The sequence below is a fragment of the Acinetobacter sp. WCHA55 genome (genome assembly GCF_002165305.2).
In the GTDB taxonomy this organism is placed as follows: domain Bacteria; phylum Pseudomonadota; class Gammaproteobacteria; order Pseudomonadales; family Moraxellaceae; genus Acinetobacter.
Window position 1 is genome coordinate 2,432,287 of the sequence record NZ_CP032286.1, and the last position, 16,428, is coordinate 2,448,714.

Below are 16,428 nucleotides of genomic sequence, written 5' to 3' on the forward strand. Positions count from 1 at the left end.
TCAGAGTTATACCTTGCTTTTTAAGTGCTGACGTCATTTGCATCATTTAGAAACAATAGCTGTACAGGATGCATCAATTTTAAATCTATCTTATACAGCTCTTATAGAGATGATTAGCGCTTTAAAGTACTAATAAAACTGATGACTGCAAACAGCCAAATAAACAAAATGAAACTGCGTGCTTGAGTGAAATGAGTCACGTCTGCACCGTGTACCATATTATGACGGCTGGCAGTAACACTTGAACTCGCATCCATTTTCAATGCTTCAAGGCTCAAGAAATACGGATTGATTTCACTGGCAATTTTAACTTTATGCCATAGGCTTTTAACTTCATGGCCTTTCAAACCTGGCACGATTTTATAGACATCGACAAACTTGGTTTGATTTTGCTGTAAATAACCATGCTCAATCAGCGCATCTGTCAAAATTCCTTCAATTTGACCATAAAGAACTGTAGTGCATCCTGCATAATACTGCTGTTGATACAGTTTTAACGTTTCTTCAATCACGCTGCGGCGCTGAGCTTGGAATACCCCTAAATCCATTGCATCATAAGCGTCAAGCAAAGTCATTTGGAAATAGTCTGTTTGGATTAAATCAGGCAATTGAAACTCAGTCATATCTGCTTCTTTTTCATTGGCCATTTTCCAAAAATACAACAGATTAAGTACATCATTGGCCATTGGGTCATCACTTTCATACTCAAGCTCATCAGCCATAACTGCAAAGTACGGATCTTCAGACTCGAGCTGACGGAGCGACTCGACCAATTGTGCATGTGCTCGACTGCCCATTGAAGTAAGGTAGTGTTCCGCTTGTTGTAAAAGTTGATTGCCCAGTAGTTTAGTCGCTTGTGGATTTTGCGGAATTCGGGTCACGGCTTGGTCGAAATCAAAATCATCGTCAATCATGGACGGCATACTCTTAAAAACGGGCTGAATGCACGTATTATCGCTGTTATTGGCGCATGAATATAGAGAAAATACACATTAGTTTTAAGCTGCATCATTTGAGTTTTGAACAATCCATTCAATCTTTCATGAGAAGATAAACAAACTGTTTTATGCCGCTTCAGACAAGACATTTCCCATGATTTTTCCAGTCTCTTGCTCAAATTAGTGATTAATGCTCAGTCTACTGATCAATTCATATGGGCTTTAGTCTCATTTGAAAACTTTTCACCGATTCACTTGTGCAAGTCGTAGCTATCTAAGGTAAAATCGTTGACCTTATATAAAATACGAATGAGAGAGTCATATCCGTGCGTAATATTTTAGTCACTAACGCCCTACCATACGCCAATGGCCCCATCCATATGGGACACTTACTCGGTTATATCCAAGCAGATATTTGGGTTCGTGCCATGCGTGCAATGGGACACGATGTGACATATGTATGTGCGGACGATGCTCATGGTACAGCGATTATGCTACGTGCCGAAGCCAATGGTATTTCGCCTGAAGATCAAATTGCCAACGTGCAAAAAGAGCACATTCGTGACTTTGACGGTTTCGGTGTCCATTTCGACCATTATGATTCAACCCATAGTGATGAAAACCGCGTTCGTGCTTCTGAAATTTATGTGAAAAACCGTGAAGCAGGTAATATTGCCATCCGTCCTGTAAATCAGCTTTTTGACCCTGAAAAAGGCATGTTCCTGTCTGACCGTTTCATTAAAGGCACATGCCCGAAATGTAAATCGGAAGATCAGTATGGCGATGCGTGCGAAGTCTGCGGTACAACTTACAACGCAACTGAGCTTTTAAACCCAAAATCGACTTTAAGTGGTGCCACGCCTGTAGAGAAATCTTCAGATCATTACTTCTTTAAACTGCCGAATTTCTCAGAATACCTACAGAAATGGACACGTGACCAAGGTCGTTTACCTGTTTCAATTGCCAACAAACTGGATGAATGGTTTGAAGCAGGTTTATCAGACTGGGATATTTCACGTGATGCACCATATTTCGGTTTTGAAATTCCAGATGCACCAAACAAATATTTCTATGTTTGGGTCGATGCGCCGATTGGTTATATGTCGAGTTTTGAAAACTACATCAAGACTAAACGTCCTGATTTAAATTTTGACGACTTTTGGAAAAAAGACTCAGACAAAGAAGTCTATCACTTCATTGGTAAAGACATCGTTTACTTCCACGCGCTGTTCTGGCCTGCAATGCTTGAAGGTGCAAATTACCGTACGCCGTCGGGTTTATTCGTGAATGGTTTCTTGACGGTGAATGGTCAAAAGATGTCGAAGTCTCGTGGGACGTTCATCAAAGCTGAAACCTATTTAGAACACTTAAACCCTGAGTACTTACGTTACTACTTCGCGTCTAAACTATCAGATAAAGTTGAAGACTCTGATTTAAACTTGGATGATTTCGTTCAGAAAGTAAACTCTGACTTAGTGGGTAAAGTAGTCAACATTGCCAGTCGTTGTGCAAAATTCATCAATACCAAGTTTGATAATAAGTTAAGTGCAACTTGTGCAGAGCCTGAATTGGTACAAAGCTTTATTGATGCGGGCGATTCAATTGCGAAAGCATACGAAGCACGTGAGTTCTCTGCTGCGATTCGTGAAATCATGGCACTTGCAGATAAAGCCAACCAATATATTGATGAGAAAAAACCGTGGGCTTTAGCAAAAGTTGAAGGCGAAGAGCAACAGGTTCATGACGTGTGTTCTGTCGGTATTAACCTGTTCCGTCAATTGGCTGTGTACCTTGCACCTGTACTTCCTACTTTAGCGGCTCAAGTGCAAGCGTTCTTAAAACTAGACCGCTTCGACTTTGCATCGCGAACAACGATATTGGTTGATCATGAAATTGCATTGTTCCAAGCATTGATGCAACGTGTAGACCCTAAAGCGGTTGCGGCAATGGTGGATGCATCGAAAGATTCTTTAGCTGCTGCAGCTGAACCTGTAAAAGTTGAAAAGAAAAAAGAGAAGAAAGCCGAGAAAAAGCCTGAACCTAAAGTGGGTGAAGCTGTTTCTGAAAACAATGTGATTGGTATTGAAGACTTTATGAAAGTTGACCTACGTGTCGCTGAAGTTTTAGAAGCTGCAACTGTTGAAGGTTCTGACAAACTTCTTCAACTCACTTTGAATGTGGGTGAAGCTGAGCCACGTAATGTATTTAGTGGTATTCGTGAGTTCTACCAGCCTGAAGACCTTAAAGGTAAATTAGTGGTGATGGTCGCTAACCTTGCACCGCGTAAAATGCGTTTTGGTATTTCAAATGGTATGGTGCTTGCAGCGGGTAATGGCGCAGGTGTTTGGGTGATTTCACCTGAATCTGGCGCTAAAGCTGGTGATAAGGTTTCTTAAGGTTTAAGTCTTAAATAAAAAGCCTCTACTGATGTAGGGGCTTTTCAGAATTTAAGATTTAATATGTTTAGAAATATATATCTGAGGTTTTAAGCCAAAAAATTCTACACGTTTTTTCCATGAATCAAGTGCTAATAAAAATTGTATAGAATTTATTTCGATGATAGATGTAATTGATTTTTCTAAAACAATCCATAACGCTACAGACTGTAATTCATCGTCAAATGGAATTTTATTTTGTTTAATTAACTCAAGTGAACTTTTCGACTGTTCAATATTATAGATTAAGTCTTGAGTAGTATTGGAAATTTTAACAGAAATAATTTGCTTATCTTTATATAAATCAGCAACTTCTATTTTATAATCTTTACCATTTGGGTCAAGTGCTCGTATTCTTTCTAGTTGACGAGGCTTTGTTGCATAAAGCCCTTAAAGATAGAGCTTTCCTAAGTTGCTCAAATTTAAGTGACAACTTGGGTATGAGGTCGGCCTAATTCTGTAAATCTATTTAAAATGGCTATACGAGCATGTACCTCGTTGACTTGGCTTTGAAAGTTCCTAGCACTGAGTTTATCGCCTAATAATTTGATGCAGTGCATCTTGGTTTCAACCAGACTTCGCTGATGGTAGCCCGACCATTTTTTCCATAGTGTCCTGCCTAAACGTTTAACAGTGCGAAGTAATTCATTTCGCTCTAGCGAATGAACTTTTTTATCTTTCCAAGGCTTGGCATTTTTTCTAGGTGGAATCACTGCATGTGCTTGCCGATCTGCAATGACCTGTCGGCATTGCTTGGTGTCATAAGCGCCATCGGTATATACGGAGTCAATCTGCTCATCCAATGGAATCTGATTGAGTAAATCCCCAAGCACCTGTGAATCACTTACATTGTTGGTCGTGAGCTGAACGGCTCGTATTTGCAGGGTTCTAGCATCTATACCAATATGAAGTTTACACCATTGGCGACGATATTCAGACTGATGCTTTTTACGTTTCCATTCACCTTCGCCCAAAAACTTTAAGCCAGTAGAGTCTACGAGTAGATGAAGCCCATCACTGTTTTTCTGATAACTAATTGCAATATCAATATGCTTTTGTCTTCTACAAAGCGTACTGTAATCTGGTGCTGTCCAATCTAATCCACAAAGTTTAATTAAGCTTTGAACAAAGCCAGTGACCATGCGTAAAGTAAGTCTAAATAGAGATTTGATCATCAAACAGCATTGAATCGCTATGTCGGAGTAGGTTTGACTTCGACCTTGTTTGCCTTGAGGTTCTGCATACCATTGTGTTTTTGGATCGAACCAAATGGCAATATTCCCACGATTAATGAGAGCTCGGTTATATGCGGGCCAATTGGTTGTGCGGTAGATTTTGTGTGTAGGCTTCTTCATTTGGAAATTATATTGCTGAAGAAGCCCTTAAGAACAGCTTTGTGCAACAAAGCCTCACTCAACCCCTAAAACGGTCAAACACTTTCTTACAATTTAAATTCACTATAATTATCTAAATGATTATCCATAAAAAGTTTTGCTACCCAAGCGGATTTTTTTCATAACTAAAAAACCCACGAACATCAAAATTCGTGCTAAAAAGTAAACGATTTAAACAACAAGATAAATAATACGATGAAAAAAACAATTTCAACATTATCCATATCACTACTCTGCTTTGCTCCAATCATTACACAAGCAGAAAATACAACAAGCCAAACAGCGATTGACCAACAAAAACAAGTTTCAGGCTATTACCAATACCAAATGGGTGATGTACAAATCACTGCCTTGCTCGATGGCACTAACTTCATGTCGCCTAAACTCTTTCAAAACATTCCAGAAAAAGAAGTACATGAAATTTTAAAGAAATACGCTGCCGACCAAGCCAAAGGCGTACAAACCTCAGTCAATGCCTTCCTCGTGAATACAGGTCATTCGCTGGTTTTAGTGGATAGCGGTGCTGCGAGCTGTTTTGGCGCACATTTGGGTTCAGTGCTAAGTAACTTAAAAGCATCAGGCTATAAACCAGAACAAGTCGATACCATCTTACTAACACATCTACACCCAGACCATGTGTGTGGTATTAGCCAAAATGGCGTGGCAAACTTTCCAAATGCAACGGTTTATGTCTCGAATGATGAAGCGAACTATTGGCTAAACCCGAAACAAGTCAGCCAACTCCCGAAAGAAAAACAAGCAGGCTACTTAGGAACTGTTGAAAAAATTAAACAAGCCATTGCACCCTATCAAGCCAAACAACGCTTCAAAACGTATCAATTGGGCGATCAAGTTCAGGGCTTTAAAGTGATTAATACTGCGGGGCATACACCCGGACATTTTAGCTATGAGTTAAAATCCAAAGATGAAACGGTGGTCTTTATTGGTGACATTGTGCACTCACATACCGTGCAATTTGATAAACCTACAACGGCAATTGATTATGATATCGACCCGAAAAAAGCGGTACAAACCCGCTTAAAGCAATTTGCAGAATATGCGAAAGACGGGCAAACCATTGCAGCACCACACTTGCCATTCCCCGGTATTGGGCATATCTATTCAGCAGATGGGAAAAGCTATCAATGGATTCCTGTGCATTTTAAGGATTGATGACGTATAAAAAAACCCTCTCATTTTTGGAGAGGGTTCGCCTGAGCTCAAACAGTTACTTCATTCCAAAAATAAGTTTTAAACCTAATCCTGTCATCACAGCCCCAGCAACACGATCAAATACTTTCTTAAACTTTAAATATACACGACGTGGCTTTTCCGCTGACAAGGCCACCGCCACAAGCGAATACCAACCTGCATCAATAAAAAAGCACAGCATCGGCAATACCACATAGAAATAAGTTGGAATTTCTTTGGGTAAAAGTGCAGTAAAAATACTGGCAAGAATAATGGCAATTTTAGGATTACTGAGCTGAGTAATCAGCCCCAACCGAAAAGCCTGTACATAACTCATCGTCTTTACAGAACCATTTACAGCTTCCATCGGTTCTTTAGCATGTTTAATGATTTTATAAGCCAGCCAAAGTAAGTACAAACCGCCAAAAACTTTCAAGGCAATATAAGCTGACGGTACAGCCAACAAAATTGCTTGTAACCCCATGACTGCAAGCAAACCAAACAATGCAGCGCCTGTGCCTGTACCTAAAGCAGTAAATAAGCCATGTTTACGTGAAATCGCAATTGAATTTTTGGCGACATAAATAAATGTTGGACCAGGACTAATAGCACCTAACATTAATGCCAAAGTGATAGAGCCTAAAATCAATAATGATTCCAAGAGTGACCTCTAAGTTGAGAGAATTTGATCAGGAACGATTTTACGCTAAACAAAGTTTTTACGATATTCACTTTATCAGTTATTTTTCACATTTATATCGTGATCAAGCCGCAGCTTGTACGGCTATTATATTTTTTAATGATAAATTAAAAGCCTATTTTTAAGGAAATTTGGCATAGGGCATAGTGAAAACAAGAATAGAGTAATTACTCAATAATAAACAATAACATCAGATATTTAGATCATATTCAATTTTAATAAAAAGACAAATGTGTATTAAAAATAGCCATCACAAGCTTATTTTTGATTACAAAATAAAATGAGTAGATTGCTTTCCATTTCATACATTTTTCATATATAAAAAGACATACTATTTTTAAGGTTTTTCTAAACCACATTTTTTACATCATCGTTTTTAACATCATAATTAGAGGTGAACCATGCAAAATAAGAAGCGCACCCCATTAGACGCTCAACAGTCCCATCTTTGGATTATTGGTGGTGGTATCGCAGGTATGGCTGCTGCTGCATTTGCAATCCGTGATGCCAAAGTTCCTGCCAAAAATATCCATATTTTAGAAGAACTCGATATTTCAGGTGGCTCGATGGACGGTGGACATACCCCGCATGCCGCACAAGCTTGGGTGACACGTGGCGGACGGATGCTCACTGATGAAACGTATCTATGCCTGTGGGATTTATTTTCCAGTATTCCATCTTTGGAAAATCCAGACATTTCGGTACGTGAAGAGTGTCGTGAGTTTAATGAAAAAGTGAAAACCCATGCCAATGCACGTTTGATTGATGCCGAACATGTCATTGCAGATGCTGCAAAACTTGGGCTGAATACGCTACATCGTGCACAAATGCTACGCTTATTGGCTTCAAAAGAAGAAAAAATTGGCAGCCGTCGCATTGATGAGTTTTTTGATGAGGCCTTTTTTGAAACCAATTTCTGGCGCATGTGGCGCACAACTTTCGCTTTTCAAAAATGGCACAGTGCAGCAGAGTTAAGACGCTATTTCTTACGTTTTATTCAAGAACTACCGCGTATTCATACTTTAGCAGGTGTGAAACGCACCAAGTACAACCAATATGATTCAATGATTCTACCTCTACAGCGTTGGCTAGTCGCACAAGGTGTCGATGTGCGTTTTGGACACTATGTCACAGATGCAGACTTCATTACCAATGCTGAAACCCAAGAGCGCCATGCCTCGCGCCTATATGTACAATTGCCTGAAGGCACAGAGCAAATTAATCTGAAAGCCAATGATTTAGCCATTTTCACTTTAGGCTCTATTACCGCAGACTCGCGTTATGGTGATAATCATGACGTACCTGCCCTCATTCGTAATCGAGAAGATCATAGCTGGACGCTTTGGGAAACGCTGGCTCAAAAAGCCCCAGACTTTGGCCGTCCAATGACTTTTTATGGCAATGTCGATGAACATAAGTGGGAGTCATTTACTCTGACCATGAAAGATGACGTGCTACTTAAACGTATTATTGACTATACAGGCAATGAACCGGGTACAGGTGCACTGATGACTTGGTACGAATCGGGTTGGCATTTATCCATCGTGGTTCCTGCACAGCCACACTTTGCCGACTTACCTGAAGGTTTATATACCTTATGGGGCTACGGTTTCCAAATTGACCATATAGGCGATTACATCAAAAAACCAATGTCTGAAGCCACGGGGCAAGAGATTCTAACAGAGCTGATCAAACAACTCGGTTTTGAAGACATTTTAGATCATGTTTTGGCAACGACTGATGTTACCACAGCCATGATGCCATATGCCTCTGCCCTGTTTGCCTGCCGTAAACCGGGGGATCGTCCACAAGTGGTTCCGCAAGGCTCACAAAACTTTGCTTTCCTTGGACAGTTTGTGGAAATTGAAGATGACGTGGTCTTTACTGTGGAATATTCAGTTCGTGGGGCGATGCTTGCCATTTATGAATTCTTTGGGGTGGAACGTGAAATCCCTGAAATTTACAATGGTCTGCTTGATCCAAAAGTGGGGTTGAAAGCTTTGGAAACCGTGTTCCACTAAGTTTTTAATATATAGTGATAAGAGCACGCTTCTGTGCTCTTATCACTTTTGAGCAAAATGTCACTTCTTCAAATTACAAAACTCTCTTGCAGCTTTGCTTGCACAGAGGCAGCATAAGACTCATCTAAAACTTTAAAAAATAAATCTATGAAACTCGCCGAAGCACTTTTATTGCGTAGTGATTTACAAACCAAGCTCGCCTCTTTACAGCAACGGATCAACAATAATGTTTTGATCCAAGAAGGCGATGAACTGAGTGAAGACCCCAATGCACTGATGGGTGAGGCCTTTAGTGTGAATACAGAGTTACATCATCTGATTGAAAAAATTCATGCGACCAATGCTCAAGCGAAAACCAGCACGGGTCAATCCATGCTTAGTGTTTTAAACACACGTGACTTGCTCACTCAACAGCATCGTATTATCCAACAGGCCATCGACAGTTCACGACGTGAAAATGGTCGTTATAGTTCGAGTGAAATTCGCTGGGTTAAAACCATTACGGTTGCAGACTTGCAAAAACAAGCCGATGCAATTAGCCAACAACTCAGGCAAAATAACTTAGAGATTCAAGCTTCAAATTGGCAAATCGAACTGATCTAACCAATTTGAGCCACAACAGTTTGGGCATATTGGGCGAGTACAAGGCCTTTTATACGTTTGTAAGGCTTTAATTCAACAAACGTTTGCAGGAAGTAAGACGTCTACTTCATATTTTCACAAATCTGACGTAGCATAATGCATCTTTTATACTGCACATCGCACCTTGCACCACCATGTACTGACAATATGCCTCCCTATTTTACATCTTAGTAGGCATCAGCCTGTCTAGACGTTTTCTGATTAAAAGCCATTTCTTGTGATGGAAGTTTATAGTCACGATCATGCACAGGGACACCGCCAATAATCATGGTACGAGCCTCAGTTCTGGGCTGATTCAAATCCTTTTTTGCATCACATGCGGTTAGCTGAGTGAGCAATAAAACCAATACTAGGGTAGATAAGGTTTTCATCATATCCCCTCATTTATCATTATTGTGCTTTCAGCATAGCACTTTTATTTTTCCAATCCTATCGACTTTGTTACAACTTTTATCTATCTACATGATAGTTCTGTGCGTATTCTTTTATTTCAATAAAAATCAATAATTCATTTATAAAACAATAATATAAATGATTTAAGTTAACCAAAATTCGATTTAAATATTTATCCGACGTATTGAAAAAACTATCTTGGCGGAGTCTTATCTTGTTTTATTCAATTTCTTCATCAGCCTGCGGCTCGCCCTACTTTTGTTTCAACAAAAGTAGGCAAAACCATTGTCATCTGCAAAACCTGTTCATTCCTTGTATTTATTCAAATATAGCGAATAAAACATTATCTTATTTACACCATGCAGGTTGCAGATGACGTTTCCGAGTCGCCTATTTCTTATCGAAATTAGATTAAATTAGAAAAAGACACCTGATTTACAAAATCTTACAGAATTAAATATTTACAACGGACATTTTTGTCCGTTAAATAATAGCACTCCCAAATCAAATGAAATAATCACCATGACCAGTCGTCAACAGCGTGCTGCACAAAACCGTGAGGAATTGCTGGAAGCTGCGGTTCAAGTTTTTCGCACCCACGGAATTAATGCTCCCTTACAAATGATCATTGATACAGCCAATGTCGGGCGGGCGACGTTTTATCGTAATTTTGATGACCGTCGTGCCTTGGTGATTGCACTCATGGAACAAGCTTTGGAACGTCTCGCTTTACGTGCGGCAGCGTTTTCTCAGTATGAAGATGGTTTTATTCGTTTAATTGAAAACCATGTTTATAACTTGCCCTATTTAACTGCACTGATGGAATATTGGCGGGTGATTGAGCGTGATGATCCCGTCATGGTCGATATCTACGCGCGCCGTGATGCCATTTTACAACCTTTAATTGATCAAGCCATACAGCACGGCGTATGCCGCCCCGATTTGACTACCCAAGATTACGCCATGATTACAGCAATTTTAAGGACTTCATTTCAAGGGCTGACCAATCTAGAGCAACAACAACTTGCACAACGCGCGATTGAGCTCTTACTCAACGGTATTCGGGCATAAAGGTCACCACTCATGACACAGCCACCACGTTTACTCGAACCTGCGCCAAACTGGACAGCCGAAGAAAAACCAACCCTGCCCGGCTCTCCTGCCGTGATCGCGCACTCCACACCTAAGCGCTTCATATATTTTTTTATTGGCTTATTTGTCGCACTGTCTGCCAGTCTCAGTAACGGTTTTATTACCGCAAATTTGCCCTTAATTCAGGGTGAATATGGACTCACACCCTCTGAGGTGGCATGGATTCCTGCAGCTTATGTCATGGCCAATGTCAGTGCGAACCTAATTCTGTTTAAAGCCCGCCAACAATACGGTCTGCGTCTATTTTCTGAAATAGGCCTACTGATTTTTATTGTAGTTTTAGTTTTACACCTCTTTGTACATACCTTTGAAATGGCTGTACTGGTGCGTTTTATTAGTGGCATGGTTGCAGCACCGCTCAGCTCTTTAGGCATGTATTACATTATGCAGGCTTTTAAGAGAGAAAATTTTGGTCGAAGTATCTATTTGGCTTTAGGCTTCCAGCAGCTTGGTATTCCCTTAGCATGGATCATTTCTCCGTACCTTATTGATGTCAATAACTGGAATGTCCTATATACCTTTGAAATTGGTTTAGCCCTGTGCTGTTTTGCAATGGTGGTGTCGCTTAAATTACCCCGCAGTTTAAGAATTGCTGTTTTTGAAAAGCAGGACTTTTTCACCTTTGCCTTGCTTGCGCCCGGTTTTGCCTTTTTGTGTATTGTACTGACCCAAGGGCCAATCTTGTGGTGGTTTGAAGTGAAATGGTTGGCATACCTTTTAATTGCAGGGTTCAGCCTAATTGTCATTGGTTTGGTCTACGAGCATTATCGGGTCAATCCACTGATCATGACACGTTGGCTGGGGACATCATCTACGCTTCGTTTTATTATCGGTGCCTTTGCAATTCGCTTCTTAATGTCGGAGCAAAGTTATGCTGCCGTGAGTTTTCTCAAAACGATGGGTATGGGCCCCGATCAATTTGTCCCGCTCTATGTGGTGATCTTTTTCGGCATTGTGTCTGGAACCTTATTTAGTGCCATCACTTTTTCACGTGAACGGATTATTTGGCACCTACTGTTAGCAGAAGCTTTGGTATTAATTGCTTGCGGGCTAGATTTTCACCTCACCAGCGATATTCGCCCTTCCAACTTCTATGGCAGTCAGTTTTTGGTAGGCTTTGCCAGTGGTGTATTTATTGGTCCACTCTTAATCACGGGTATCTTAAGTGCCATGCAAAAAGGTCCTACCCATATTGTCACCTTCATTGTTTTATTTTCAGCGACTCAAACATTTGGTGGCTTAGTCGGTTCATCGTTTTACTCCACCTATCAACAAGTCCGAACCCAGAACTATCGTGCTGAAATGATTCAACAACTCCCCGAAACCAATCCATTGATTGCACAGCGTCTTTTAGCGTATCAACAAAGTTCACATAGTTACACGCTCGATCAGCAGTTAGAGCAACAACAAGCCTTAAAAAATTTAAATCAAGTGGTGACTCGAGAAGCCCAAGTACGTGCCTATAACGACGTGATTAGCTTCAATGGCATCGTAGCCATGCTGCTATTGCTGTGGGGGACATTCCTGATAGCTCGGAATCAATACCAACAGCGACAACAGGCAAAAATCGGTCCTGCCTAATGCCACCGCTCCCTATTTATTTGAGAAATAGTTATGTCTGAAGATCAAAAACCAGTAGCACCCGCTGAAACCACTGCAACGACTGAAAATACCGCTCAGCCTGAACAGCCCGTGACAGCAACAAAACCGATGACGCCCATTACGCCACCTTCGAGTAAATTGATTCCAACAGCGAAACGTACGCTGATTTTGATGTTTTTAGTACTCATCATCGGGATCGGCATCATTTTATGGGCATGGAAAATTGGGCCATTTGACAGTGCTGTTGAGTCAACAGACAACAGCTATGTCAAAGGCAAAACCACAGTACTTTCTTCTCAAATTAATGGCTATGTCAAAGATGTGTTGGTCAGTGATTTTGATCACGTCAAAAAAGGACAGGTGTTGATGCATATTGATGCCACGACTTATGACCAAAAAGTCACTCAAGCAGAAGCTGGGGTGGATCAAGCGCAAAATAACCTATCGAATCAAAGCCAAAATATTGCACAGCGTAAAGCCGATATTGTGGCGGCTGAAGCCAAAGTGGAACAGGCACGTGCAAGCTATCAACTGTCTTTAACGCAACAGCAGCGCTATCAACAGTTGGGCGACTCTGGTGCAGCGTCTAAATCGGAACAAGACAAAGCCTTTGCCGATACCCAAAATAATTTAGCTCTACTGCAACAAGCACAAGCCAATGTATTGGTAGCAAAAGAAGCACTCAAAACCGCACAAGTGGCGGAAACTGGACTCAAAGCACAAGTGACCAATGCCGCGGCCCAACTGGATCAAGCCAAAACCACCAAAAACTACAGCAGTATTATCGCCCCGATGGGCGGGCAACTGGGTGAAGTCAATCCACGTGTGGGACAATACGTGGCCGCAGGCACACAGTTGCTCTATCTGATTCCACAGCAAACGTGGGTCACAGCCAACTTCAAAGAGACTCAAATTGCCAATATGAAAATTGGACAAAAAGCATGGTTCACGGTGGATGCCCTTAATCATCAGAAATTTACAGGTCATGTCGAACAAATTTCCCCAGCGGCGGGTTCAGAGTTCAGTGTGCTTAAAGCAGATAATGCGACAGGCAACTTTACCAAAGTGGTGCAACGCATTGCTGTACGAATTGCAATTGATCAGAATCAGACAGGAATTGAAAACCTACGTCCAGGCATGTCCGTAATTAGTTCGGTCGATACCCGATCTGCACAGCATTAATCCTGTGCAGAAACCAAGACTTTTCACTTACACTATGTACTCAACCTGATTGATTAAAGCCCTATGTTTGAACAGATTGCGCAGTCCATTCCCTATCAGCACATCAGTGTTGGCGGGATCAATATCAGCATCAAACGTTTGGATTTGGTTCATCCACAAATTTCAGGCAATAAATTTTTTAAACTGAAATACAACCTGTTGATGGCACAGCAACAAGGCTATAAAAAACTGCTGACTTTTGGTGGTGCCTATTCCAATCATATTGCCGCGACGGCCTATGCAGCACATTTATTGGGTTTTGAAAGTCTGGGCATTATTCGAGGTGAAGAGCTGGCTAGTAAAGCTTTGAATGCAACTTTAAGTACAGCACAGCAATTCGGCATGCAGTTGCAATTTGTGACGCGAGAAGCCTATCGGCAAAAGCAAAGCTCAGCCTACTTAGCACAGTTACAACAGGACTACCCTGACTATTATGTGATTCCTGAAGGGGGCACTAATCCCCTTGCTATTCAAGGATGTACAGAAATTCTCTCTGATGCGGATCGACAAAATTTCGATCTAATTTGCTGTGCCGTGGGTACAGGTGGCACCATTGCAGGTCTGATTGAAGCCAGTCATTCGCAGCAGCAAGTTTTGGGCTTCTCTGCACTCAAAGGTGATTTTTTGAGTACCGAAGTCGAGCAACTCACCCCAAAACGGAATTGGCAAATTACCGATCAATATTGCTGTGGCGGTTATGCCAAAACCACGCCTGAACTACTGCAATTTATTCAAGACTTTGAACAGCAATATGGCATTCCACTGGAACAAATTTACACAGGCAAAATGCTGTTGGGTTTAAACGATTTAATTCAACAAGGTGCATTTCCACGAGACCATCGTATTTTGGTGATTCATTCAGGTGGACTGCAAGGTCGTTCAGCTGCACTTTAGATAGTCCTGAAAAAGCAAAAAAGATGGTCTATAATGCCCTGCTTTATTCTCCCGTGAGTGTGTCATGTCCACAAATCAATATGATGTCTTAGTTTTAGGTGCAGGTGCATCTGGCTTAATGACAGCCTATATGGCAGCTCAACGTGGACGTAAAGTGGTGGTGGTAGAAAAAGCCAATAAAGTCGGCAAAAAAATTCTCATGTCGGGTGGTGGTAAATGTAACTTTACCAACCTCTATGTCGAACCAAGTAACTTTATTTCGCATAATCCACACTTTGTGATTTCAGCTCTCACTCGTTATACCAATTGGGACTTTATAGGCATGGTCTGTGAGTACGGGATTGAATATGAAGAGCGTAAACACGGTCAGCTGTTCACTCTAAAAGGTGCCAAAGAAATTTTAGCCATGCTGTTGAGCGAGTGTGAAAAGACAGGTTTGGTCGAGATTAAAACCAACTGTGAAGTGAAAGCCATCACCGCACTCGATGAGCAAGGTTTTCAGATTGCCACGACACTGGGTTATTTTGAAGCTGAATCAGTAGTCATTGCTTCGGGGGGGTTATCTATACCGACCTTAGGCGGCTCTGGCATTGGCTATGAAATTGCAAAGCAATTTGGTCACCATGTTTATCCGACTCGCGCAGGTTTAGTACCTTTCACCTTTTCAGATAGTTTTAAAGAAGTAACCACGCGCTTAAGTGGCAACGCGGTCGATGCAACTTTATCGAATGACTTAAACGCTTTCACCGAAGCCCTTTTATTTACCCATCGTGGACTCAGTGGGCCAAGCTCGCTACAACTATCGAATTATTGGGATGTAGGGCAAAGCTTCAAAATTGACTTCTTGCCAAGTGTGGATCTGCAAGACTACTTAAAAGCCAAAAAGCACAGTCAACCCAAAGCCCTACTTCGCACTTTACTGGGTGAACATTTCCCGAAAAGTGTGGTGGTTGAACTACAAAACCTCATTTGGTCTGAACTGGCTGAAACAGCGATTGGCCAACTGTCGGATGAAAAACTGGAGTACATTGCCACGCGCTTACATGCATTTGAAGTCAAGCCATCAGGAACCGAAGGTTACCGTACCGCTGAGGTGACTTTAGGTGGCGTAGACACCACTGAAGTGTCCTCGAAAACCATGGAGAGTAAAAAGCAAAAAGGCTTGTACTTTGTGGGTGAAATACTGGATGTCACAGGACATTTGGGTGGTTTCAACTTCCAATGGGCATGGTCATCCGCACATGCCGCATCAGAGTATGTTTAAGCTACATGTTTAACGTCATATTATTCCAAATAGTCAGTGCGTAGCAGGATGCCTTGCTTTTGCTTTTGCTGACGGGCAAGTGCTAAGTCCATTTTCGCAATGGCAATATGGACATGGCTCGGCTGGATCACTGAACGTTTCGCCATCAAAGTTTTTTTTAATATTTGAATCATCTGTTTTTTCCTTTTTAAACTGCAATTTATAAAAATAAATTGTGAAATTTCCATGCAGCTATCACAAAAGTATAGGCATGTAAGTATTTCTAATTTATGAAATATCCATATTCCACATGCATTAAACATACCAAAATAAATACGATTCAACACTATATACTTTTGTATTATTTTTCATCATTTCTTTTCAGTCACTGCTCGCTCAGAAGATTGCTCTGGGGACGTCTCCGATGTTGTCGGTTGCGTAGCTTCTGCTTTCGGCTTAGCAAAGACAAATTTATAAGCACTTACGAAAAATCCAACCGTAATACCTGCAATGATGATTGGGGCAAAATATTTATTTGGGGCTTTTTTTGACATCAGTTTACTCCAATAAAAAACACCAACCCCTATTAGCGGTTGGTGTTT

Annotated in this window: 15 protein-coding genes; 9 read left to right on the forward strand and 6 right to left on the reverse strand. The window is 41.1% G+C overall.

Annotated elements, in window-relative coordinates; genetic code table 11:
* Positions 1-113 precede the first annotated feature (113 nt).
* Positions 114-914, reverse strand: coding sequence for a hypothetical protein (locus CDG62_RS14580; protein WP_087528489.1), 801 nt, complete (start codon positions 912-914; stop codon positions 114-116).
* A 350-nt stretch (positions 915-1,264) separates the two neighbouring features.
* On the opposite strand from CDG62_RS14580, the gene metG reads away from it, so the two are divergent.
* Positions 1,265-3,334: a methionine--tRNA ligase gene (gene metG, locus CDG62_RS14585; protein ID WP_087528487.1), complete on the forward strand. Its 2,070-nt coding sequence runs from the start codon at positions 1,265-1,267 to the stop codon at positions 3,332-3,334.
* 461 nt (positions 3,335-3,795) lie between these two features.
* On the opposite strand, the gene CDG62_RS14595 is transcribed toward metG, so the two are convergent.
* A complete protein-coding gene (locus tag CDG62_RS14595) occupies positions 3,796-4,728 on the reverse strand; it encodes an IS5 family transposase (protein ID WP_087528927.1) in 933 nt (310 codons plus the stop codon).
* A gap of 234 nt (positions 4,729-4,962) precedes the next feature.
* Between CDG62_RS14595 and CDG62_RS14600 the strand changes: the two genes are divergently transcribed.
* Positions 4,963-5,940 (forward strand): MBL fold metallo-hydrolase, encoded by a 978-nt coding sequence (locus tag CDG62_RS14600; protein ID WP_087527767.1) that lies wholly within the window; start codon positions 4,963-4,965, stop codon positions 5,938-5,940.
* Between the two features lie 55 nt (positions 5,941-5,995).
* Here the strand turns inward: CDG62_RS14600 and CDG62_RS14605 are convergent, their stop codons facing one another.
* Positions 5,996-6,619 (reverse strand): LysE family translocator, encoded by a 624-nt coding sequence (locus tag CDG62_RS14605; protein ID WP_086208531.1) that lies wholly within the window; start codon positions 6,617-6,619, stop codon positions 5,996-5,998.
* A 440-nt stretch (positions 6,620-7,059) separates the two neighbouring features.
* Here CDG62_RS14605 and CDG62_RS14610 point away from each other — a divergent pair, with 440 nt between their 5' ends.
* Positions 7,060-8,679, forward strand: a complete 1,620-nt coding sequence (locus tag CDG62_RS14610) for an oleate hydratase (RefSeq protein WP_087527766.1) — start codon at positions 7,060-7,062, stop codon at positions 8,677-8,679.
* A gap of 147 nt (positions 8,680-8,826) precedes the next feature.
* Positions 8,827-9,282, forward strand: a complete 456-nt coding sequence (locus tag CDG62_RS14615) for a DIP1984 family protein (RefSeq protein WP_086208533.1) — start codon at positions 8,827-8,829, stop codon at positions 9,280-9,282.
* A gap of 206 nt (positions 9,283-9,488) precedes the next feature.
* On the opposite strand, the gene CDG62_RS14620 is transcribed toward CDG62_RS14615, so the two are convergent.
* Complete coding sequence (locus tag CDG62_RS14620; protein WP_087527765.1) at positions 9,489-9,692, reverse strand: NF038215 family lipoprotein; 204 nt, start codon at positions 9,690-9,692, stop codon at positions 9,489-9,491.
* A gap of 544 nt (positions 9,693-10,236) precedes the next feature.
* Here CDG62_RS14620 and CDG62_RS14625 point away from each other — a divergent pair.
* The 5 genes from CDG62_RS14625 (at position 10,237) to CDG62_RS14645 (ending at position 15,847) form a co-directional block, all read left to right on the forward strand.
* On the forward strand, positions 10,237-10,785 hold the full coding sequence (locus CDG62_RS14625) for a TetR/AcrR family transcriptional regulator (RefSeq protein WP_087527764.1): 549 nt from the start codon (positions 10,237-10,239) through the stop codon (positions 10,783-10,785).
* A 12-nt stretch (positions 10,786-10,797) separates the two neighbouring features.
* Positions 10,798-12,447, forward strand: a complete 1,650-nt coding sequence (locus CDG62_RS14630; protein WP_087527763.1) for an MFS transporter — start codon at positions 10,798-10,800, stop codon at positions 12,445-12,447.
* 129 nt (positions 12,448-12,576) lie between these two features.
* A complete protein-coding gene (locus CDG62_RS14635) occupies positions 12,577-13,650 on the forward strand; it encodes an HlyD family secretion protein (protein ID WP_228254450.1) in 1,074 nt (357 codons plus the stop codon).
* 63 nt (positions 13,651-13,713) lie between these two features.
* Complete coding sequence (locus CDG62_RS14640) at positions 13,714-14,583, forward strand: 1-aminocyclopropane-1-carboxylate deaminase/D-cysteine desulfhydrase (protein ID WP_087527761.1); 870 nt, start codon at positions 13,714-13,716, stop codon at positions 14,581-14,583.
* Between the two features lie 64 nt (positions 14,584-14,647).
* Complete coding sequence (locus CDG62_RS14645) at positions 14,648-15,847, forward strand: NAD(P)/FAD-dependent oxidoreductase (RefSeq protein WP_087527760.1); 1,200 nt, start codon at positions 14,648-14,650, stop codon at positions 15,845-15,847.
* A 20-nt stretch (positions 15,848-15,867) separates the two neighbouring features.
* Here the strand turns inward: CDG62_RS14645 and CDG62_RS19380 are convergent, their stop codons facing one another.
* A complete protein-coding gene (locus tag CDG62_RS19380) occupies positions 15,868-16,020 on the reverse strand; it encodes a hypothetical protein (RefSeq protein WP_162904038.1) in 153 nt (50 codons plus the stop codon).
* A 177-nt stretch (positions 16,021-16,197) separates the two neighbouring features.
* Positions 16,198-16,380 (reverse strand): hypothetical protein, encoded by a 183-nt coding sequence (locus tag CDG62_RS14650; protein WP_087527759.1) that lies wholly within the window; start codon positions 16,378-16,380, stop codon positions 16,198-16,200.
* Positions 16,381-16,428 lie beyond the last annotated feature (48 nt).